The organism is Kocuria sp. KRD140 (assembly GCF_017168375.1).
Taxonomy (GTDB): Bacteria; Actinomycetota; Actinomycetes; order Actinomycetales; family Micrococcaceae; genus Kocuria; species Kocuria marina.
Genome location: NZ_JABFAW010000007.1, coordinates 245,967 through 267,036, shown reverse-complemented (window position 1 = coordinate 267,036; position 21,070 = coordinate 245,967). Strand labels below are relative to the sequence as shown.

General features: G+C 68.0%; 17 protein-coding genes. 6 read left to right on the top strand and 11 right to left on the bottom strand.

What is annotated here, in order from left to right; genetic code table 11:
• The first annotated feature begins 117 nt into the window (after positions 1–117).
• Positions 118–1,086 carry an L-lactate dehydrogenase gene (locus J1M36_RS07585; protein ID WP_206478992.1) on the top strand — a complete coding sequence of 323 codons (969 nt, stop codon included), beginning with the start codon at positions 118–120 and terminating at the stop codon, positions 1,084–1,086.
• 104 nt (positions 1,087–1,190) lie between these two features.
• On the opposite strand, the gene putP is transcribed toward J1M36_RS07585, so the two are convergent.
• Both putP and gluQRS read right to left on the bottom strand, forming a co-directional pair.
• Complete coding sequence (putP, locus tag J1M36_RS07580) at positions 1,191–2,729, bottom strand: sodium/proline symporter PutP (RefSeq protein ID WP_206478991.1); 1,539 nt, start codon at positions 2,727–2,729, stop codon at positions 1,191–1,193.
• A gap of 112 nt (positions 2,730–2,841) precedes the next feature.
• Complete coding sequence (gluQRS, locus tag J1M36_RS07575) at positions 2,842–3,771, bottom strand: tRNA glutamyl-Q(34) synthetase GluQRS (RefSeq protein WP_064846667.1); 930 nt, start codon at positions 3,769–3,771, stop codon at positions 2,842–2,844.
• Between the two features lie 130 nt (positions 3,772–3,901).
• Here gluQRS and J1M36_RS07570 point away from each other — a divergent pair, with 130 nt between their 5' ends.
• Entirely contained in the window at positions 3,902–4,717 is an 816-nt protein-coding gene (locus J1M36_RS07570) for an MBL fold metallo-hydrolase (RefSeq protein ID WP_206478990.1), read from the top strand.
• A 57-nt stretch (positions 4,718–4,774) separates the two neighbouring features.
• On the opposite strand, the gene J1M36_RS07565 is transcribed toward J1M36_RS07570, so the two are convergent.
• The gene (locus tag J1M36_RS07565; protein WP_342358309.1) at positions 4,775–5,980 is read right to left on the bottom strand and encodes a phosphatase PAP2 family protein; all 1,206 of its coding nucleotides are present in this window, start codon (positions 5,978–5,980) and stop codon (positions 4,775–4,777) included.
• A gap of 438 nt (positions 5,981–6,418) precedes the next feature.
• Between J1M36_RS07565 and J1M36_RS07560 the strand changes: the two genes are divergently transcribed.
• The gene (locus J1M36_RS07560) at positions 6,419–8,299 is read left to right on the top strand and encodes an FAD-dependent monooxygenase (protein WP_206478989.1); all 1,881 of its coding nucleotides are present in this window, start codon (positions 6,419–6,421) and stop codon (positions 8,297–8,299) included.
• Between the two features lie 98 nt (positions 8,300–8,397).
• Here the strand turns inward: J1M36_RS07560 and J1M36_RS13110 are convergent, their stop codons facing one another.
• The 4 genes from J1M36_RS13110 to J1M36_RS07540 form a co-directional block, all read right to left on the bottom strand.
• The gene (locus tag J1M36_RS13110) at positions 8,398–8,820 is read right to left on the bottom strand and encodes a LuxR C-terminal-related transcriptional regulator (protein WP_197493135.1); all 423 of its coding nucleotides are present in this window, start codon (positions 8,818–8,820) and stop codon (positions 8,398–8,400) included.
• A gap of 13 nt (positions 8,821–8,833) precedes the next feature.
• On the bottom strand, positions 8,834–10,471 hold the full coding sequence (locus tag J1M36_RS07550; protein WP_342358308.1) for an NB-ARC domain-containing protein: 1,638 nt from the start codon (positions 10,469–10,471) through the stop codon (positions 8,834–8,836).
• 75 nt (positions 10,472–10,546) lie between these two features.
• Positions 10,547–11,749: an acyl-CoA dehydrogenase family protein gene (locus J1M36_RS07545; RefSeq protein WP_064846668.1), complete on the bottom strand. Its 1,203-nt coding sequence runs from the start codon at positions 11,747–11,749 to the stop codon at positions 10,547–10,549.
• A gap of 72 nt (positions 11,750–11,821) precedes the next feature.
• Positions 11,822–13,096 carry a CaiB/BaiF CoA-transferase family protein gene (locus J1M36_RS07540; RefSeq protein ID WP_064846669.1) on the bottom strand — a complete coding sequence of 425 codons (1,275 nt, stop codon included), beginning with the start codon at positions 13,094–13,096 and terminating at the stop codon, positions 11,822–11,824.
• Positions 13,097–13,218: 122 nt separating this feature from the next.
• Here J1M36_RS07540 and J1M36_RS07535 point away from each other — a divergent pair, with 122 nt between their 5' ends.
• Positions 13,219–14,142, top strand: coding sequence for a LysR family transcriptional regulator (locus J1M36_RS07535; protein WP_064846670.1), 924 nt, complete (start codon positions 13,219–13,221; stop codon positions 14,140–14,142).
• A 6-nt stretch (positions 14,143–14,148) separates the two neighbouring features.
• Here the strand turns inward: J1M36_RS07535 and J1M36_RS07530 are convergent, their stop codons facing one another.
• From J1M36_RS07530 to J1M36_RS07515, 4 genes are all read right to left on the bottom strand, one after another.
• Positions 14,149–15,024: a 3-hydroxyacyl-CoA dehydrogenase family protein gene (locus tag J1M36_RS07530; protein ID WP_082943354.1), complete on the bottom strand. Its 876-nt coding sequence runs from the start codon at positions 15,022–15,024 to the stop codon at positions 14,149–14,151.
• Positions 15,021–15,827, bottom strand: a complete 807-nt coding sequence (locus J1M36_RS07525; RefSeq protein ID WP_193518946.1) for an enoyl-CoA hydratase/isomerase family protein — start codon at positions 15,825–15,827, stop codon at positions 15,021–15,023. Before J1M36_RS07525 ends, J1M36_RS07530 begins: the two co-directional genes overlap by 4 nt.
• On the bottom strand, positions 15,824–17,905 hold the full coding sequence (locus J1M36_RS07520) for a TRAP transporter permease (protein WP_241246963.1): 2,082 nt from the start codon (positions 17,903–17,905) through the stop codon (positions 15,824–15,826). The genes J1M36_RS07525 and J1M36_RS07520 overlap by 4 nt, the downstream gene beginning before the upstream one ends.
• Before the next feature lie 136 nt (positions 17,906–18,041).
• Positions 18,042–19,250: a TAXI family TRAP transporter solute-binding subunit gene (locus tag J1M36_RS07515; protein WP_098054844.1), complete on the bottom strand. Its 1,209-nt coding sequence runs from the start codon at positions 19,248–19,250 to the stop codon at positions 18,042–18,044.
• Between the two features lie 586 nt (positions 19,251–19,836).
• Here J1M36_RS07515 and J1M36_RS07510 point away from each other — a divergent pair.
• Together J1M36_RS07510 and J1M36_RS07505 are read left to right on the top strand one after the other, a co-directional pair.
• On the top strand, positions 19,837–20,040 hold the full coding sequence (locus tag J1M36_RS07510) for a hypothetical protein (RefSeq protein WP_098054842.1): 204 nt from the start codon (positions 19,837–19,839) through the stop codon (positions 20,038–20,040).
• A 43-nt stretch (positions 20,041–20,083) separates the two neighbouring features.
• Positions 20,084–21,070: PLP-dependent cysteine synthase family protein (locus tag J1M36_RS07505; RefSeq protein WP_241246962.1), on the top strand; the 987-nt coding region annotated here is incomplete at its 3' end.

Genomic DNA, 21,070 nt, shown 5'->3' with positions numbered 1-21,070 from the left:
GCGGTGCCCACCGCGCGGGACGCCACCGAACGGCGTCGCCGTCCCCGTCAGCTGATCCGGGTTCGTGGGTCCCCCGCGGGCGCGGTCGGACCGAGCGCGTCGAATGGAGAATGAGCCGTGAGCCCGTCAAACGAAACTACCGTGCGCCGCACCAAGATCGGGGTCGTGGGGGCAGGATCCGTGGGGACATCCCTGGCCTACGCCGCGATGATCCGGGGCACGTCCACGGACATCGCCCTCTACGACCTGCAGACCGCCAAGGTGGAGGCCGAGGCACTTGACCTCTCCCACGGCCAGATGTTCGCCCCGGGCGTCCGTGTGGAGGGCTCGGACGACGTCGCCGTGCTCAAGGACGCGGACATCGTCTTCGTGACCGCCGGCGCCAAGCAGCGCCCCGGGCAGACCCGCCTGGATTTGGCCGGTGCGAACACCGCGATCCTCAAGTCGCTCATGCCGCAACTGGTGGAGCAGGCGCCGCAGGCGGTCTTCGTGCTGGTGACCAACCCGTGCGACGTGCTCACCGTGGTGGCCCAGCAGATCACCGGGCTTCCCCACCAGCGGATCATGAGCTCCGGCACCGTGCTGGACACCTCCCGGCTGCGCTGGTTGATCGGCAGCGAGGCGCAGGTGAACACCAGCAGCGTGCACGCCTACATCATCGGTGAGCACGGGGACAGCGAGTTCCCCGTGTGGTCCTCCGCGAGCATCGGTCAGGTGCCGCTCAGCGAGTGGGAGGTGGACGGGCGCCGGCCCTTCACCACCGAGCGCCTGGACGAGCTCAAGGACCAGGTGGTCAACGCCGCCTACCGCGTGATCGAGGGCAAGGGCGCCACCAACTACGCGATCGGCCTGGCCGGGGTGCGTATCGCGGAGGCCGTGCTCAAGGACCAGCAGTCGGTGCTGTCCGTGTCCACCGTGCTGGAGGACTACTACGGCGTGAGCGGCGTGGCCCTGTCCGTGCCATCCGTGGTGGGGGGCGCCGGTGTGGGCCAGCAGCTGCGCATTCCCATGGGCGAGCCCGAGAAGCAGCAGCTGCGCGCGTCAGCGGGGACCATGCGGTCCTCGCTGCACGACCTCGGCTTCTGAGCCCGCGCGCCCCGGCGGAACGGGTTTCGCAGGAATGAACGACGCCCTCGCACCGTGCGGTGCGAGGGCGTCGTCCGTCTGCGCCGCGGCGCAGGCCGTGGAACTCAGACGGTCCCGGGGGTGGTGCCACCGGCGGCCGCCTTGGCCGCGGCGGTGGGATCGGCTTGCTCGGGGTGGTGGACCAGGCGGAGAGTCTCGTCGAACTCGCGCTGGATCTCGGGGTTCTCCCGGTGGGTGGCCAGCGAGACGATGATGCCCACCAGACCACCCAGGATGAAGCCCGGGATGATCTCGTAGAGGTCACTCCACGGGGTGTACTGCCACAGGAACACGGTCGCGGCACCCACGACCATGGCGCTGATGGCGCCCGCGTTGGTGAGCTTGCGCCAGAACAGGCTCATGAGCACCACGGGGCCGAAGGCGGCACCGAAGCCGGCCCACGCGAAGCCCACTAGGTCCAGGATGGTGGAGTTCTGTTCCCACGCGAGAGCGGCCGCCACGAGGGCCACGAGCAGCACGCCACCGCGGCCCAGCCACACCTGCGCCCTGGGGGACGGGGTGCGCTTGGCGGCCAGGTTGTAGAGGTCCTCCACCAGCGCGGAGGAGGAGACGATCAGCTGCGAGGAGATCGTGGACATCACGGCCGCCAGAACGGCGGCGAGCACGAGGCCCGCGATCAGCGGGTGGAAGAGCACCTGGGACATGTCCAGGAAGATGGCCTCCGGGTCCGTGGGCTCCTGGCCCGGGCGGTTGCCGTAGTAGGCCATGCCCACCAGGGCGGTGCCGATGGCACCCAGCACCGTGAGGATCATCCAGCCGATTCCGATCCGGCGCCCGGACTTGGCGTCCGCGGGGGTGCGCAGCGCCATGAAGCGCACGATGATGTGGGGCTGGCCGAAGTAACCCAGGCCCCACGCGAGCGAGGAAATGATGCCCACCGCAGTGCCGCCCGCGAACAGGGACAGCGCGTCGGGGTTCACGTTCTCGATCCGGGTGGCCATCTCACCGGGCCCGCCCACCAGGAAGATGCCCACGATCGGCACGAGCAGCAGCGCGCCCAGCATCAGCAGACCCTGGAACAGGTCCGTGTAGGACGCCCCCAGGAAGCCTCCGAAGAATGTGTAGAGCACGGTCACCCCGGCCACCAGGAGCATGCCCGTGAGGTAGCTGGTGCCGAACGAGGACTGGAAGAACACACCGCCGGCCACCATGCCGGAGGAGACGTAGAACGTGAAGAACACCAGGATGATCACACCCGAGATCACGCGCAGCACGCGGGTGTTGCCCTTGAGGCGGTTGTCCAGGAAGGACGGGATGGTGATCGAGTTGTGGGAGACCTCGGTGTAGGCCCTCAACCGGGGAGCCACGATCTTCCAGTTGATCCACGCACCAATGGTCAGCCCGATCGCGAGCCACGCCTCCACGAGACCCGAGAGGTACACGGCACCGGGCAGACCCATGAGCAGCCATCCGGACATGTCCGACGCGCCGGCCGACAGTGCAGCCACGCCGGGCTTGAGGTTGCGCCCGCCCAGCATGTAGTCGTCGAGGTTCTTGGTCTTGCTGTTGGCCCACAGGCCAATGCAGATCATGGCGATGAAATATGCCAGGATCGCCAGGAGTTGGTACGCCTGATCGGACATACTCGTGCCTTCCGGTACGGGGTCGTTGGACTGCGTCCACTGTATAGGGGAGGTGACGCAGATCCCATGCGAGCCGTGTGAGACAGTTCACAACTCTACCGCTCCGGAGGCCCTACGGACGCGTCACCGGCCACGGTGTGAAGGTCGCGGGTTCGCGCCGCCACGAGCTCGGGTCCCATCGGTCCAGCACGTCCGCGGCGGTGCGCACGGGGTGGACGATCCCCAGAGAGCCGGCGAGCCACGCGAGCACGTCCTGCGCCGTGTACCCGATGTCCTCGAGCTCCCCGAGCGTGACGGCGCCGTCCCGCTTGGCGAGCCGCGCCCCGGCGGGACCGAGCACCAGCGGCACGTGGGCGTACTCGGGAACCCGGTGCCCCAGCAGCCCCGCGAGATACGCCTGTCGCGGAGCGGACGGCAACAAGTCGTCCCCGCGCACCACCTGGTCCACACCCTGTTCGGCGTCGTCCACGACCACGGCCAGGTTGTACGCCGGCGTCCCGTCGTTGCGCACGAGCACCATGTCGTCCACGGCTCCCGTGTACTCGCCCACGAAGTGGTCGTGCACCGTGAACTCCCGCGTCTGCGCCCTCAGCCGGATGGCGGGGGGTCGCTGGGTACGACGTCGCGCGCGCTCGGCCGCACTCAGGTTCCGGCACGTGCCGGGGTACGCGCCCGGGATGCCGTGGGGAGCGGAGGCCGCCGCGTGGATCTCCTTGCGCGTGCAGAAGCACTCGTACGTGAGGCCCGCCTCGGTGAGATCCTGTACGCGGTCCAGGAATCGGGGAATGCGTTCGGACTGGTGGTCCACGGGGCCGTCCCAGTCGAGGCCGATCGCCCGCAGATCCGCCACGTTGCGCTGTGCGGCCCCCTTCTTGACCCGGTCCAGGTCCTCCACGCGCAACAGGAAGCGGCGCCCCGTGGCCCGCGCGAATCCCCACGCGGCCAGGGCCGTGCGCAGGTTTCCCAGGTGCAGGTCCCCCGACGGCGACGGCGCGAAGCGGCCCGCCGGGGTCACGGGGGTGTCGGGGTTGGTCGAAAACACGCGGCACACAGTAGCACCGCCCCGCCGCGGGTTCCCGTCGCGCGGGGCGGCCGGAGCGGCGTCGTGCCACATGCCCCGGTGGCTTGCGGCGATACGTAGAGGGTGCGGGGTTGCCGATAGACTGAGCCCCATGGCACGCACCCAGGAGTTGCGCCCCGGCGTCTATGTGATCGGCACCGAGAACTGGAGATTGAACTCCGGTCTGGTGCTGGGCACTCAGCGCGCCCTGGTGATCGACACGGGTGCGGGGCCTCGCCAGGGCCGGGAGATCCTGACCGCGGTGCGTGAGCTCACGGAGCTACCGCTCACCGTGGTGAACACGCACGCGCACTACGACCACTACATGGGTAACGCGGTGTTCACGCGCGCCGGGGCCACCGAGTTCTGGGCGCACAAGGCGTGCGCGGCCGCGATGGCGGAGGTCGGCGAGTACCAGCGCAGTTTCGTGAGCACGCAGGAACCCGAGATGGGTGAGGGCCAGGGCATGGACACCCAGCTCGTTATGCCCACCAACACTCTTCCGGGGGACGGTCGCAGGCCTTCCCTGACCCGGATCGACCTGGGGGAACGCCCCGTCACCCTGTTCTTCCTGGGCCCCGGTCATACGAACAACGACGTGTGCGTGGGCGTGGACGACGTCGTCTTCTGCGGTGATCTCGTGGAGGAGGGGGCGGACCCCAACTTCGAGGACGCCTACCCCCAGCGCTGGGTGGAGTCCTTGCGCGCGCTCGCGACTCTGGAACGCTACCGAGTGTTCGTGCCGGGCCACGGCTCGCCCGTGACCGGCAACTTCGTGTCCCAGCAGGCGGACACCATGGAGCTGGCCATCCGGCGCGCTCGGGACGTGGGCCTCTCCGGTGAGGGCCCGTCCACCGCCTCGATGTACCGCTTGCCGTACCAGGCCGGCGTGGCCCGGGTTTTCCTGGACCGATTGGCGGCGATCTAGCCGGCCGTCACTCCCGGACGTCCGATAGCAGTTGCGTTCGTTGTCACCGGGTCGCCGTCACCGGGTCGTGTCGCGCAGTCGCCGCGCCACGAGCGACCACCCCAGGGCCGCGGCCGCCGCGATGCCCACGTACCCCGCCGTGAGCGTGACCCGCCCGGCGAGCGTGCCCGCCACGGTCGGGGAGGGCCACCAGATTGCTGCCGCGAGCAATGCCGCGGCCACCACGGTCAGGGTGATCGCGGTGCCCAACCGGGGTCGCGCGGGGAAACGCGGGCGGTACACGGGCGCTCCGTAGGGGGCGGGCTGCGACCACGTCGGCTGGGGCTGCTGGTGCCCGTACTGCGCGTGCGGGTACCCCTGCTGAGCCTGCGGGTACGATGCCGCCCGCTCCTGCTCACCACGCTGCTGTTCTGCGAACTGCCGCTCGGCGCGCTCGTGGGCCGGCGGAAGATAGGCACTCTCGCCCCGGTCCTCGCTCCATTCGATGTCCTGGCGTCTACGCGAACGGTTCTTCCGGAACTGCCGGTAGAACTGGAGCGATGCCGCTCCGGGGCGGGCGTCGGTACGGGAGAGAGCGGCGTCGACGGCGCGTGCCACGAGGGTTGCCACGACGCCCCACCCGCCCACGATGAGCAGCGCGGCCGCGGCGTCCGTGGGACGGTGCCAACCGTTGAGGATGGTGAGCATGCCAGTGACCGCCGCTATCAGGGCTCCCCAGCGCCCCGCCCTGGCCCGCAGGTGGGGAGGCGCCACGAGCAGCACGGCCATGAGCGCGGAAGCCGCCGCGGTCGTGTGACCGGACGGGAACGAGTTGGACGCGATCTGCTGGATCCCCCAATCGGGTTTGTCGAGCACCCCGTGCTTGAGGAACTGGGTGGTCACGTTCGCAGCGAACGCCGCCCCCGCGGCACATACGGCGGCCGTCCAACGGCGGTAGCGCACGGCCCACACGAGCGCGAGGACACCGGCGGCCACCGCCCCGAGCTCCGGGACGTACTGCGCGAGGACGAGGGCCGCGCCGGGGAAGTAGACATTGCGGTCGGCCTTGGCCTGGGCCAGGGCGACCTCGTCGAGTGCCTGACCCGTGACCGTGTGCAGACTGCCGTACGCGATGAGCATGACCAGACCCCACAGCACCGCGAGCGCCAGGAAGGCACCGACCACGGTCCGGGTGGTCACCGAGCGAGCGGAGGTCCCGGCCGGTGGGCCGGCGAACTGCGGATAGGAGGCCTCGGGGCCGCGGGGGGAGGGGGCGTGGGACACGGAAGACTTACCTCACCGATAGAAGGACAGGTGGGCCCACCCGGGTGTGGCGGGCCCGTCCCCATGGTGACACGTTCCGCCCGGACGGTGCTGTGAGTTCCGGGGTGGGCCGCCCGGGCCGAGAGCGCCACCAGGGGGGCTCAGTGGGCGAACGAGTTCTGGGGCGACATTCGGACCTAGCGTGCTCATTGGGGGCGAATTCCGACGGCGAGATCTGCCAGATATCAAAAGCGTTCGGTAACTAATCAATATGAATTTCGTCCGAATGGTCGAATTGCGTAGTCCTACCCTTACGACAACGCCAATTTCATGCTAGCCGATCCAGTTTTTGAGGCGGATGTTGTCTGTAGCGACTGAACTGCTTGTGAGTTACCGAGTGAGATCCATATCGTGTGAGACAAAACACAGAATGTCATTCCATTCCTCCAAGGAGATATCATGCAGTTTCATGTAGATGGCTATCAAACCGGTGATCCCATGACTATGCCCGCTCAGGGCTCGGGGGTGGATCGTCCCGCCGAGTTGCCCGACACCATGGATGTGCTGATCGTGGGGTGCGGTCCCGCCGGGTCGATCACCGCAGCACAGCTGTCCCGGTTCCCAGAGGTCAACACCAGGTTGATCGAACGCCGGGGACACCGATTGCCGTTGGCCAATGCGGATGGCGTGCACTCCCGGACCATGGAGACGTTCCAGGCGTTCGGCTTCGCCCACGAGATCTACGAAGAAGCGCACACCATCACGGACATGGCTTTCTGGAAGCCTGATCCCCAGGACCCGGAACGTATCATCCGCGAGATGAGCACCCGCGAACTGCCGGAAGAATTCAGCGAATGGCCCATGATGCTGATCACCCAGGTGCGCATCATCGATCATTTCAATCGGTTCATGAAGAACGCGCCCACTCGGATGGAACCGGATTACGGCTACGAATTCGTGGACATGGAAGTCGCCCCCGAGGAAGAGAACCGCGAATACCCGATCACGGTGACCCTGCGCCGCACGGCCGGACCCGACGAGGGCCAAGAGCTTCAGGTGCGTACCAAGTATGTGGTGGGGGCGGACGGCGCTCGGAGCAATGTGCGCAAGTCCCTGGGGTATCGACTGCACGGCAAGCAGGCCAACCATGCGTGGGGCGTGATGGACATCTACGCTGACACCAACTTCCCGGACGTTCGCAAGAAGTGCACCATCAAGTCCTCGACCGGTCGCACCATCCTGCTCATCCCGCGCGAGGGCGGGTTCCTCTTCCGGCTCTACGTGGATCTGGGTGAAGTGGCGGAGGGTGATCGTTCCGTGCGTGAGACTCCACTCGAGGACGTGATCGCCACTGCGCAGCAGATCATGAGCCCGTACAAGCTGGATGTGAAGAACGTGGTGTGGCACTCGATCTACGAGGTGGGTCACCGCGTTTCCGACCATTTCGATGACCGCGCCTCGGAGAAGACCTCCAGCCAGGACCCCCGCGTGTTCATCACCGGGGATGCGTGCCACACGCACTCGGCCAAGGCGGGGCAGGGTATGAACGTGTCCATGCAGGACGGGTTCAACCTGGGGTGGAAACTGGGCCACGTGCTCTCCGGAAACAGCCCCGTGGAACTGCTGCGCACCTACGCGGAGGAGCGCAAGGACATCGCCCATCGTCTGATCGAGTTCGACAAGGCATGGTCCACCCTCATGGCGCAGCCGAGTGACCAGTTCGAGAACCCCAACGAACTGGAGGATTTCTACACGAAGAACGCCGAGTTCAACGCGGGCTACCTCACCGAGTACGAGCCATCGATGATCACGGCGGACACCAAGCACCAGGAACTCGCTGAGGGATACCCGCTCGGTAGGCGTTTCAAGTCCGCCATGGTGGGCCGTGTGTGCGATCTGGTGCCCATGCACATCGGTCACGATCACTTCGCGGACGGTCGGTGGCGTGTCTACGTTTTCGCTGACGACGCAGCTCCGGGAGTTTCCCAGACCCTCCAGGATTGGGCCCACTGGGCTGAAGGATCGCTGTCTCCCGATCTGTTCGACACCAAGTTGATCCACCGCCAGCGGCACACCGAATTCGATGTCTCGGACGTGCCGGGGGCGTTCAAGCCCAAAACCGGCACGTTCCGACTGACGGACATGGAGAAGGTGTTTGGCACATTGGAGGGACACGACATCTTCGAGGAGCGCGGTATCAGCGCGGACGGTGCGGTGGTAGTGGTTCGCCCCGACCAGTACGTGGCCGGCATCTTCCCGCTGGGGGACACGGCGGAGATCGAGGAGTTCCTCTCAGGCGTATTTCCTTCGGTGCGCTCCGCGGCAATGATCACCGTCTGAGTCCCAGCCGCACCAGCGTTTCTTCACGCGCTGACCGGCTGACACTGGCGCCTCGGACCTCTCGATCCGGGGCGCCAGTGCATGTCGTGCTTCGCGCCTTACATTCCTCGTCTGCCGTCGACCCACGATGCGATGTGCATGCGGGTCGTGACGTCCAACTTGGTGAGGATGCGACCCACGTGGCCGTCCACGGTGCGCGGCGAGACCACCAGTTCTTCGGCCACCTGCCTGTTGGTCAGCCCCCGAGCCACCAGTTGAGCGACCTGCCATTCCTTGCGGGTCAGCGGTTGGATGTCCGTCTCCTGATCGGCATCCTGCGGTTCGGCGAGTGCCACCGCGATCGCTTCCTCCTTGGTCAAGCGCTTGTGCTCGAAGGGTGAGGAATCCGACGTTCCCGGTTCGAGTCCTTGTCGGACACGCTTGGCGGAGGCCCGGGAAATCTCGTCGATGTGGGGCCCGAACGCCCGGATCGTGGTTCCCAGACTGCGCCACACGGAGGCCGCGGCGCCAGAGAGTTCCACGGCGCGCGGGAAATCACGGGTGGAAGCGGCAACCCACGAGAGCAGTTCGGTCGTCAGGGCTGTGCAGATCGCCCACGCGGTCGTGGGCGGCTACTGCGCGTTCATAGTGAACTATCGCGGTGGAGAGATCCCCTGTGAAGATGCCGTACAAACCACTCCAGTGCTCCGTGTGAGCAAGCAGGCCGTCGTCCCCGAGGGCCGTGGCTACCCGTCGGCATTCGGCGAGGTATTCCGCGCCAGCTTCGTGATCGCCTTGCAACAGACTGACCCAGGCGACCACCCACAACGCGGATCCTCGTTCGTGTCGTTCCGGGGCGTCGTCGTACTCGCCCAGCACACGGTCGAGCCAGAAACGTCCTTCGCTGAGGTAACCGTCCGACACCCAGTGGTGACGCAACGCCACCGCCAGGCGTGCAGCAGCGTTGATCTCACCGGGGGTGGCTACGGACCACTGCAATGCCGCCATGGAATTGGGGCGTTCCGTGCGAGCGCGCAGGATGAACTCACCCTGGCGCGGAGTAGACCACTGTTCGACCATGGTTTCCGCCCGGCGAAGAAAGCAATCCCGGTGACGACGGCGCAGCTCAGTGGCCGCGCCGTCGTTCAGCCGGTCGGCGCCGTATTCACGCACGGTCATGAGCTGGCGGTAGCGCACTGCCTCCCCGTTGCGTTCGGTGAGCAGGATGGACTTGGCCACGAGGCGATCCAACAAGTCCAGAACGAGATCCGGGACGAGACCATCGAAACTGCAGATCTCCTCGGCGGCTTCCAGATCGAAACTGCTGGGGAAGACTGACAGCCGTTGCCACAGCACCTGCTCCTCCGGGGTGCAGAGCTCGTAACTCCAGTCGATCAACGCTTGGAGTGTCCGGTGCCGGGGCTGAGCAGTGCGAGACCCGCGGCTCAACAATTGGAAGCGCTGGTCCAGGCGATCGAGCAACTGGGTCACGGACATGCTCTGCAACCGCGCAACGGCGAGTTCGATGGCCAGTGGCATGCCGTCGAGGCGCGTGCACAACTCGATCACGGCCCTCTGGTTCTCGGGAGTGATCGCGAAGTCACCCACCACGTTCCGTGCACGGTCCACGAACAAGGCAATCGATTCGAAGCGTTCAAGGTCCTGAACCGCATGGTCGTCCTCCACGGAGGGTGTCGCCAAGGGAGGCACGGGATAGATCGCCTCGCCGGCCATGCTCAGGGGCTCACGGCTGGTGGTGAGGATCCTCACCCCCGGGGCCGTGGCCAGGACACGGTCCACCAACTCCCCGGCCCCGGACAGCACGTGTTCACAGTTGTCGAGGAACAGCAACAACTCCTTGTCCTGCAGGTAGTCCGTCACTCGTTCCAGCGCCCCGCGATTCGACTGGTCTTGAATGGCCAGGGCGGAGGCGACTATCGGGCTGATGGGGGCACCAGGGTTGAGGGATCCCAGATCCACCATCCACGCACCGTCGCGAAAATGGGTCTGCAAGCGCTGACCGACTTCTATCCCCAGGCGGGTTTTGCCCACGCCTCCGGGACCCGTGAGGGTCGTCAACCGCGAGCGGGACACCGTGGCCCGCGCTTCCTTCAGTTCCCTGCGACGTCCCACGAATGAGGTCGAAGCGGTACTGCTCGTCGCAAAGGACTGACTACCTACGCGGTTAACCATGCCCATCATCTTCTCGCGGCGAGGCCCGGAACAGAACTCACGAACCCTTACGGCGTACCCACCAGCCCGGACCCGTCAGCTGCGCGTGCGCGTGAAGGACGAGATCCGGGTGATCTCCCGGCCCACGATGAGCGCCTGCATCGAGTCGGTGCCCTCGTACGTGGAGACCACCTCCATGTCGGTGAGGTGACGGCCGATGTGGTACTCCAGCAACAGCCCGTTGCCGCCCAGCATGTCCCGGGCGGTGCGGCACATGGCCAGGGCTTTGCGGGAAGTGGTCATCTTGACCATGGAGGCCATGGCGTCCGTGAGCTGGTCGCGCTCCTGCAACTGCGCCATGCGGGTGCACAGCAGCTGCATGGAGGTCAGGTCCGAGAGCATGGTGGCCAGCCGCTCCTGCACCAGCTGGTAGCTGGCGATCGGCATCCCGAACTGTTCACGCTCCAGGGCGTAGTTCGCGGCGATCTCGAACGCCGCCATGCCGTGCCCCACGGCCTCCCACGAGGCACCGCCGCGGGTGGCCTTGAGCACCTTGTTGACGTCCTTGAAGCTGTGGCAGTTCTCCAGCCGGTTCTCCTCGGGGACCCGCAGGTCCTCGATCACGATGTCCGCCTGGTTGATGGCGCGCTTGCCGATCTTGCCGTCGATCACGGTGGGGAGGTAGCCCTGCGGGTACTCGCCGTCCTCCTGTTTCTCCACCACGAAGCATTTGACCTGTCCGTCCGCCTCGTCCCGGGCATAGAGCACGATCACGTCCGCGGCGTGGCCGTTGCCGATCCACCGCTTGTGCCCGTTGAGCACCCAGTGGTCCCCGTCCCGGCGCGCGGAGGTCTCCAGGGACACCGAGTCCGAGCCGTGGGTGGGCTCGGTGAGCGCGAACGCACCGGTCGTCTCGATCTTCGCCATGGTGGGCAGCCACCGCTGGCGCTGCTCCTCATTGCCCAGCATGTAGATGCTGCCCATGCACAGGTTGGAGTGCACGCCGAAGAACGTGTTCACGGAGCCGTCGATCCGGCCCATCTCACGGGCCACCAACCCGGCGGCCTGGCGGGAGAGTCCGGGGCAGCCGTAGCCCTCGATGAACGTTCCCACGACCCCCAGGTCGGCGAGGCCCTTGAACGCGGGGAGGGGGTGCTCGCCGCGCTCCCAGAACGCGTTGATCGCGGGCAGCACGTGCTCCTGACCGTAGGCGCGCACGCGGTCGCGCAGGGCGATCTCCTCGGCGGAGAGTTCCTGGTCCAGCAGGAAGAAGTCGGGGTTCTCGAGCAGTTCGCTCATCACGGGTCCTTTCGGTGGCCGGGAGGCGGGGCTCCGCCTCGCTGCGGCGCGAGATTCTGGTGTGGGGAGGGGCTACGCGCGGTTCGGGGCGTCGCTCGGGGAACCGGCGGCGCCGTCGTGCGCGGCGGCGAGCACTGCACCGACGGCCGCGCGCTCTGGTGCGGGGGTGTCGTCGTGGGCGGCGCGACGGGAACGCAGCCAGGCCATGACATCGGTGCCGTCCGCACCGAGGGCGGGCGGGGCCTTGTCGTAGCGCACCGGGGTGCGACTGAAGGTCACGGGGTTCTTGATCAGGGGCACGGCCTCGTCGCCCTCGCCCACCTGCACCACGGGGTCCAGGCCCAGGGAGGCCGCGTACTCCACGCCCTCGGGGATGGTGAGGATGGGGGCGCACGGCAGGCCCTCCGCCTGCAACCGGGACGCCCACACCTCGGCGGTGTCCGAGGACAGCGCCTTGTTGAGCAGCGGGCGCAACTCCTCACGGTGTTGGTTGCGGTTCTCCACGGTGTCGAAGCGCGGGTCCTCCGCGAGCTCGGGCAGGCCCAGCACCGTGACGAAACGCCGGAACTGGGGGTTGTTGCCCACCGTGATGATGAGGTCCTTGTCCGCGGTGGGGAACGGTCCGTACGGGAACAGACTGGGGTGGTCGTTGCCCATGCGCTGGGGGTCGTTGCCGCACGCCGCGTAGCCCGTGGTCTGGTTGACCAGGGAGGACAGCGCGCAGGAGAGCAGATCCAGATGGATGTGCTGGCCCCTGCCGGAGACGTCCCGCTCGTGCAGGGCGCCCAGGATGGCCACTGCGGCGTGCAGCCCGGTGAGGACGTCGAACATCGCCACGCCCGCCCGCTGGGGTGGGCCGTCCGCGGAGCCGGTCACGGACATGAAGCCTGAGACGCCCTGGACCAACAGGTCGTAGCCCGGCAGGTGTGCGCCGCGGTCCGTGCCGAATCCGGTGATGCTCGTGTGGATGAGCCCGGGCCACCGCTCGGCCACGGCTTCGGGATCCAACTCGTAGCGGGCCAGCCCGCCGGGCTTGAAGTTCTCTATGAACACGTCCGCGGCGTCGATGATCTCGTAGGCGGTCTCCAGGTCCGCCGGATCGCGCAGGTCCAGCACGATGGAGTGCTTGTTGCGGTTCACGGAGAGGTAGTAGGTGCCCACCCCGTCCCGGCTAGGCGGCTTGTACCCGCGGGTGTCGTCCCCGGTGGGGCTCTCCACCTTGACCACGGTGGCGCCCATGTCCGCGAGCAGCATGGTGCAGTAAGGCCCCGCGAGCACGCGGGAGAAGTCCGCGACGACCACTCCGCTGAGCGGCCCGGAGGTCGCAGGATCCTGGGTGAGGGACATGAACGCTCCACTGGGACGGGGAATGTGTTTCATCCCACACAATCACCGTCATTAGGTTCTGTCCAATACAAGAAGAGCGATGGACTGATGCGCGTGTGGCAACAATCACGTAGGCTCCGCCCATGGAAGTCCACGAAGCCAAGGCGTTCTTGGCGGTTGCCGAGGAACTGCACTTCGGGCGCGCCGCCGCCAACCTGCGGATCGCGCAGCCACCCCTGAGCCGGCTCATCAAGAGCATCGAGAAGTCCCTGGGTGCTCAGCTGTTCGAGCGCAGCACTCGGCAGGTCTCGCTCACCCCGGCCGGGGCGGCCCTCCTGGAGCCCGCGCGCGAGCTGGTGGCGGCCTCGGAACAGGCCCGCACCGCGGTGGCCAAGTCCATGACCGGAGAGACCGGGCGCGTGCGCCTCGGGTTCGCGGGAGCGTCCATCAACCGGCAGGTGGGGGAGCTGGCCCGCCACGTGCGCACCCACCGCCCCGGGGTACACCTGGAGCTGCACGGCTCGCAGTTCTCCCACACCGCCATGCAGAAGGTGCTGGGCGGCTCCCTGGACGTGGCCATCGGGCGGTGGGATTTCATCCCCTCGGAGCTGCGCTCGTCCGTGCTGGGCCACGAGGAGGTCATGGTGGTGCTGCCCAGCAACCACCCGCTGGCGGACGCGCCCCGGGTGGAGATGTCACAGCTGGCCGAGGAGTCCTGGGTGATCCTGCCCTCGGGTCCGGGGGCCGCATTACAGAACCGGCTGACCTCCCTCGCCACAGCGGCGGGTTTCGTGCCACGCGTGGCCCAGGTGGCGCCGGACTCGTGGACCCTGGTGGTGCTCGTGGCCGCCCAGATCGGCTGCGCCCTGAGCCTCGACACTGTGCGGGACAACGTCGCCTCGGACGGCGTGGTGTTCCGGCCCCTCGCCCAGCCGCAGCGCCCCCTGGACGTGCAGCTCATGTGGCGCGCGGCGGACCCCAACCCCGCGCTGTGTGCCGTGGTGCGCCTGGCCCAGAACCTCTACGGGGACCCCCGCGGCCAGGCCGCAGAGGTCCCCGGAACCTAGCGGGTCCTACTCGTAGTCGTACCAGCCGTGGCCGGTCTTTCGGCCGTAGTCACCGGCCTCGTACTTCGCCTTGATGGACTCGGCCGGCAGGGACGCGGGGTCACCGGTCTGCTCGTACTCGGCCAGCCGGATCAGGTAGACCACGTCGATGCCCACCATGTCCATGAGCTCGAATGGGCCCATGGGGTGGTTCAGGGCGGTCTTGGCGGCCACGTCGATGTCCTTGTAGTCCGCCACCCCGTCCTCGTAGAGCTTCAGCGCCTCCGTGCGCAGGGCGCCGAGCAGGCGGTTGGCCACGAAGCCCGGAACCTCCTTCTTGAGCTCCACGGGGGCCTTGCCGATCGAGCGGGCCAGCTCCATGGCGGTCTCCACGGTCTCACGGGAGGTGCCCTCGTGGGGGACCACCTCCACGCACTTCATCACCAGCGCGGGGTTGAAGAAGTGCACGTTGCACACCTTCTCCGGCCGGTGGGTGGCGTCCGCCACGCGCGAGGACACGATGTTCGAGGAGTTGGTGGCCAGGATGGTGTGCTCGGGGCACACCGCGTCCAGCTCCGCGAAGACCTGACGCTTGATGGTCAGGTCCTCCACGGCGGCCTCGATCACGAAGTCCGCCTGCGCGGCGCACGCGTCCCGGTCCGTGGAGAACGTCAGGCGCTCGAACGCGGCGTCCACGTCCTGCTGGGTGCGCCGGCCCTTGCTGACGTCACGGTCCATGCGGGAGTGCAGCTGCTCGGAGGCCTTGTCCACGGCCTCCTGCTTGATGTCCACCACGTCCGTGTCGTACCCGGCGAGGGCGCAGACCATGGCGATCTGGGAGCCCATGGCCCCGGCACCGATCACGGTGATGTGCTGGATCTCCTTCAGGGGGTTCTCGCTCACTTGCTCACGTCCTTCTGTGCTGCACTGTGGAAATCGGGGGTCCGCTTCTCCAGGAACGCGGTGGTTCCCTCGGCCTTCTCGGCGCTGCTGTAGAGCACGGACTGGGCCAGGCGTTCCAACAGGATCCCGGTCTGGTGGTCCACGTCGAAGCCGTGGCGGATCACGGTCTTGGCCAGCTGGATGGCCAGCGGGCCCTTGGCCATGATGGCCTGCGCCGTCTCGCGGGCGGTAACCAGCAGCTCGTCCGGCTCCACCACCTGGGTCACCAGCCCCATGTCCAGGGCCTCGTCCGCCTTCACACGTCGCCCGGTGAGCACGATCTCGGTGGCCCGGCCCAGGCCCACGAGCTTGGCCAGGCGCTGCGTGCCGCCCGCGGCGGGCATGATGCCCAGCCCGGTCTCGGGCAGCGCGAACTGCGCGTTCGTGGAGGCCACGCGGATGTCGCATGCCAGGGCGAGCTCGTGCCCGCCGCCGAATGCGTAGCCGTTCACCGCTGCAATGGTGGGTTTGGGGAACTGCTCCACCTTCTCGTACACGCCCTGCATGGTGGCCTTCAGCCCGTCCTTGGGCGTGCGTACGGCGAGCTCGTTGATGTCCGCGCCCGCCACGAAGGCCTTGTCCCCGGCGCCGGTGAAGATCAGCACCTGCACGTCGTCGTTCTCGGCCAGCTGCGAGAGGGTCTCGGTGATGGCCCGCAGCACGGTCGCGTTGATCGCGTTGCGCACCTCCGGCCGGTTCACGGTGACCAGGGCGATCCCGTCCGTGACGTCCACGGTCAGGACGTCGGTGTTCTCTGCGCTCATGATGCGTTCTCCTTCGTGTTCTCGTGCGGGGCGTGCGCACCCGCGGGGGCACCGCCGGTGCCGTGCGCGCCGTGCGTGCCGCGGGCGGCGTCGGGAACCTCGGCTCCCTCCGGCACCCTGGTGATCTGCCCGGTCTCGGGGTCGACGACGGCGCGCGGCCGGCGCAGGCGCGCGAGCACCGCGGCCGCGACCACCAGTACCAGACCGATGAGCGTGACCGGGGCCCCAGGCAAGAACATCATGAATCCGCCCACGGCGAGAACCACCCGCAGGCCCATGGGCAGCTGCCGCTCCACGAATGTGAGCCAGCCGCCCATGGCCGCGGCGATCGCGTAGACCGCCACGAGACTGGAGAGGAAGGCCAGCCCGATGTGCACGGGCTCGCCCTGGGCCACCAGTGCGGGGTTGAGCGCGAAGCCGAACGGCACCACGTACTTCACGGCGCCGAGCTTCATCGCGGAGAAGCACGTGGCCATGGGCGAGGCCTTGGAGATGCCGGCCGCCGCGAAGGCCGCGAGCCCCACGGGCGGGGTGATGTAGGAGACCGACGCCCAGTAGATGACGAACAGGTGTGCGGCGATCGGGTCCACGCCCAGGGCCGTGACGGCCGGGACCATCACGATGGCGAGGAACACGTACGCGGCGGAGATCGTCAGGCCCATGCCCAGGATGAAGCACACCACGGCGCCGGCGATCAGGATGAGCACCACGTTGTCGCCCACCAGGGCCACCAGGTCGCGGGACAGGGACAGGGCCACGCCCGTGGCGGTCAGCCCACCCAGGATCAGGCCCACGCCCGCGATGATGCCCACGATCTGCGCCAGCGTCTTGCCCACGTCCACGCCCATGTCCACCCACTGGCGGGGGCCGAACCTGACGCTGGGCTTGACCAGGGCGATCAGCAGCAGGATGGCCACCACCCAGTACGGCACCCGGGCCTCGGAGTCCGTGGTGAACAGCAGCGCCGTGAGCACGGCCAGGGCGCCGAGGTAGGGCCAGCCCATGGCCAGGGCGTGGCGGGCGCGCGGCAGCAGGTTCTTGGGCGTGCCGCGCAGTCCGCGCTGGGCGGCGTAGCCGTCGATCTGCAGGAAGATGCCCAGGTAGTAGAGGATCGCGGGGATGGTGGCCGCCACCAGGATGCTCGTGTACGGCACGCCCACGAAGGAGACCATGAGGAACGCCGCGGTGCCCATGATGGGCGGAGTGATGGAGCCGCCGGAGGACGCGGTGGCCTCCACGGCCCCGGCCACCCGGGCGCTGAACCCGGAGCGCTTCATGGCCGGGATGGTCATGGGTCCCGTGGTCAGCACGTTGGACACCGCCGAGCCGCTCATCATGCCCATGGCCGCGGAGCTCGCCACGGCCACCTTGGCGGAGCCGCCGCGGTAGCGGCCGAACACGGCCATGGACAGCTCGTGGAAGAAGTCCGCACCGCCGGTGTGCTGCAGCACCACGCCGAACAGCAGGAAGCCCACCAGGATGGTGCCCGCGGTCTGCAGGGGCAGGCCCAGCACGCTGTCCACGCCCATGGTGTGCACCTGGGCCAGGGTGGGCAGGTCGTAGGAGATGCCCTGCAGGAAGGACAGCGGGATGATCCCCGCGAACAGCGGGTACACGGAGAACAGGAACGCGATCACGAGCACCACGAGCCCGGCGGCCCGGCGCAGGGTCTCCAGGATCAGGGCCCAGAACACGAAGCTCAGCACGGTGGCCAGGGTGGGGGCCATGTACTGCCAGCCGTACTCCTGGATCTCGATGCCATGCACCGCGAAGTACGCGCTGGTGCCCACCACGGCCAGCAGCAGCAGCACGTCGTACCACGGCACGCCCCGCCGCTGCCGAGCCGCGGCCCCGGGGGCGTGCTTGCGGATGGGCGTCACGATGAACACGATCGGCACGAACACCGCGATCAGCAGGTACAGGAACGAGTTGGTGGGGATGGTCACCCCGCCCACGTTCCAGAAGAACACCTGGTTCATGGTCAGCAGCACGCCCACCATGGTCAGCACGATCACCAGGCTGCGCCAGAACGGTGTCAGGCGCGGGCTCGCATCGTGCAGGGAGACGTCCGAGGGCATGGTGGGCTGGGCGGCGTCGTCGCCCCCGTGCGGGTGCGTGGCGGTGATCTCAGCGCCGGTGCGGGGGGCCCGGCGGTGCCGGCGGGAGTCACGGCATCGGCGGGGCCAACGGTGTCGGCAGGCTGGTACGGGGTGCTCATGCGTGGCCTCCGGAGGGTGCGGTGGTGGACGACGTGCCGGGCAGGGTGCCGGGGGTGTCCGGGAGCTCGGGAAGGTTGGCCTTCTTCCAGTCCACCCACTCCTTGCGCGCGGACTTGGGGTCCTCGCGGTCCTTGTGGTCCTGCCAGAACGCGGGCCAGGCCTCGTGCATGCGGCGCTCGCGCTCCAGCAGGGCGTCCTGGCGGGTCTGCAGGTCCTTGCTCCAGCGGCCCTTGCTGGTGAGGAACTCCACCATGGCCTCGTGGAACGGGATCACCAGGGGCGTGAGCTGGATCTGGTCCGTGCCGAAGCGGTGGGCGTCCGGGGTGGTGTCCTTGTAGTCCGGGTAGTAGCGGTCCATGTCCGCGACCAGTGCGGCGACCTCGTCCGCGGGGCGGTCCGCGCGGGCGACCACCGGGATGGTGTACTGCATGTTCACCGCCGTCTCCCCCTTGGCCAGGCCCGCACCCTTGGAGAACTCGCCGGGTTTGACCATCGGCGCCAGCTCCTTCCACGTGGCGTACTGGGAGGGCGTGCCGCCGCCCAGGTTCAGCCAGCGGATGGGGTACTGGGAGGCCAGCTCGGAGACGTTGGCACCCACCACGTTCTGGTACAGGGTGTCGATCTGACCGGTCTTCAGCGCCTCGATCTGGCCGCTGTAGGTGACGTCCACCATCTGGACGTCCTTGCCGGTGAGGCCGCCGTAGTTGAGGATCGCCTCCATCTTGCGGTTGATGGACGTGCTCGCGATCAGCTTGGGGAACTTGCGGCCCTTGAGGTCCGCCACGGTCTCGATGCCGCTGTCCTTGCGCACCAGCACCCCGTAGTTGCCCGGGGGAGTCCACACGAGGCGCAGCGCCTGCGGGCCCCACTGCTCGGAGCAGTACTCGTCATTGCCCTCGAACGCGTAGTAGTACTCGTCCCCGGTGCGCGAGTACTGGGCCGTGCCGTTGATCAGCGGGGCCAGGCGCCCGATGCCCGTGTCCGAGGTCATCAACCGGATCTGCCGTCCCGTGCGCTGGGTCAGGGTGTTCGCGACCGCCGCGAGGTCGTTGTACGTCCCGGTGCCCACGCCGTAGGTGGACCACACCAGCTGATGCGTGCGGTCGGTCGCGCGCGGGCCTCCCGCGCAGGCCGACAGGCCCCCGATCACGGGCAACGACGCCGCTGCGGCCAGCAACGATCGTCGGCTGAGGGTTCGTGTCATGGTGCCTCCACGGGAGTGATGCGATGGACCCACCGGCCCAACGCCGCCGCAGGGTGCGCGGGGGCCGGTTCGACCGGTGGGTACATTCATACCGTCAATTGCGTGACCCACGACACTTTCCGGTCGATTGATGCCTAACCAGTATCGCCGAGGGTCAGGTGGGGCAATGCGTCACGATGACGGCGGCGGGTCCCTGCCAGTCCTCGAACTCGGCGGCACGTTTGGGCCAACGTGCGCATTGTGAGGCACGTTCTGGCCAGCCCCCGGAGTGTGAGGCACGTTGAAGCCACGAACAGCGGGTATTCCTGGCCTCGACGCGCCTGAAAGTGCACCCGGTGGCTCGAGAGTGCCTCAGATGTCAGGCAGTGGGCGGGGTGTCGCTCTCGCGACGTCGCATCGCGGCCTGGTGGACACGCAGGTCCGCGAGGAGACGACGCCGCTGCGGCTCCACCGTGCGACCGTCACCTCGGTCGGTTCGAGGGTTCGATCGTCCGCCGGACCGGCGTCGGAACATGGTCGCACCGCGGGCAACTCTGGCCGACTGGCCAATCGACCCGTGCGGCGCGCTCCCCGATAGGCTCCGGCCATGGACACTTCCGCCCTGGACTACGTCGTGACCGAGTGCAAGGCACTACTCGAAACCCGGTTTCCGGACGGGTCGGAGCACGGTGCGGCGGTGGCGGGCTGGGACGATCCCACGGCGGTCGTGTGGAAGCGATTGGCGGACCTGCTGCCGGACTACTGGCTGACCGCGCTGACGGGTGATGCCCGCCCCGGCTGGCTGTGGTGACGGGATGCCCCGCGGGGAAGTGGGTCCGGCATAGGGTTCCCTCATGAGCACTCGAGGAATGAGCGTGGGGGAGCGAGCGGCGTCGTCGTCGGCGGTGGCGCCCGAGGAGGACATCGACCGTTTCGACGCGGAGGCCCGGCGATGGTGCGCCGAGGCCGTGGTGAAGGTGCGGGCGGAGGGCAACCGGTCGTCGGACACGCACCTGCTATCGGTGCCGCTGCCCGAGGAGTGGGGCGTGGACCTGTACCTCAAGGACGAGTCCACGCACCCCACGGGCTCGCTCAAGCACCGCCTGGCGCGCTCGCTGTTCCTGCACGCGCTGTGCAACGGGTGGGTGCGCAAGGGGCGGCCGGTGATCGAGGCGTCGAGCGGGTCCACGGCGGTATCCGAGGCGTACTTTGCACGGCTGATCGGGGTGCCGTTCATCGCCGTCATGGCCCAGGGGACCAGCCGTGACAAGATCCGCCTGATCGAGCTGCACGGCGGTCGCTGCCATTTCGTGGAGCGCCCGGACCAGGTGTACGACGTCGCCGCGGGCCTCGCGCGCGAGACCGGCGGTCACTACATGGACCAGTTCGCGTTCGCCGAACGGGCCACGGATTGGCGCGGGAACAACAACATCGCGGAGTCGCTGTTCGCGCAGATGTCCCAGGAGCGCTATCCGGATCCCGCGTGGATCGTGGCCACGGCAGGCACCGGCGGGACCTCCGCGACGATCGCCCGCTACGTGCGCTACACCGGCCGGCAGACGGGGGTGTGCGTGGCGGACCCGGAGAACTCGGCCTTCCTCCCGGCCTGGCGCGAGCAGGACCCCTCGGTGACGACGCCGCTCGGGTCCCGGATCGAGGGCATCGGCCGACAGCGCGTGGAGCCGAGCTTCATGGGCTCGGCGATCGACCGGATGATCCGCGTTCCCGACGCCGCCGCGGTCGCCGCGATCCGCCACCTGGACACCCTGATCGGTCGCAAGGCCGGGGCCTCCACGGGCACGGGGCTGTGGGCGGCGTTGCGCATCATCTCCGATATGGTC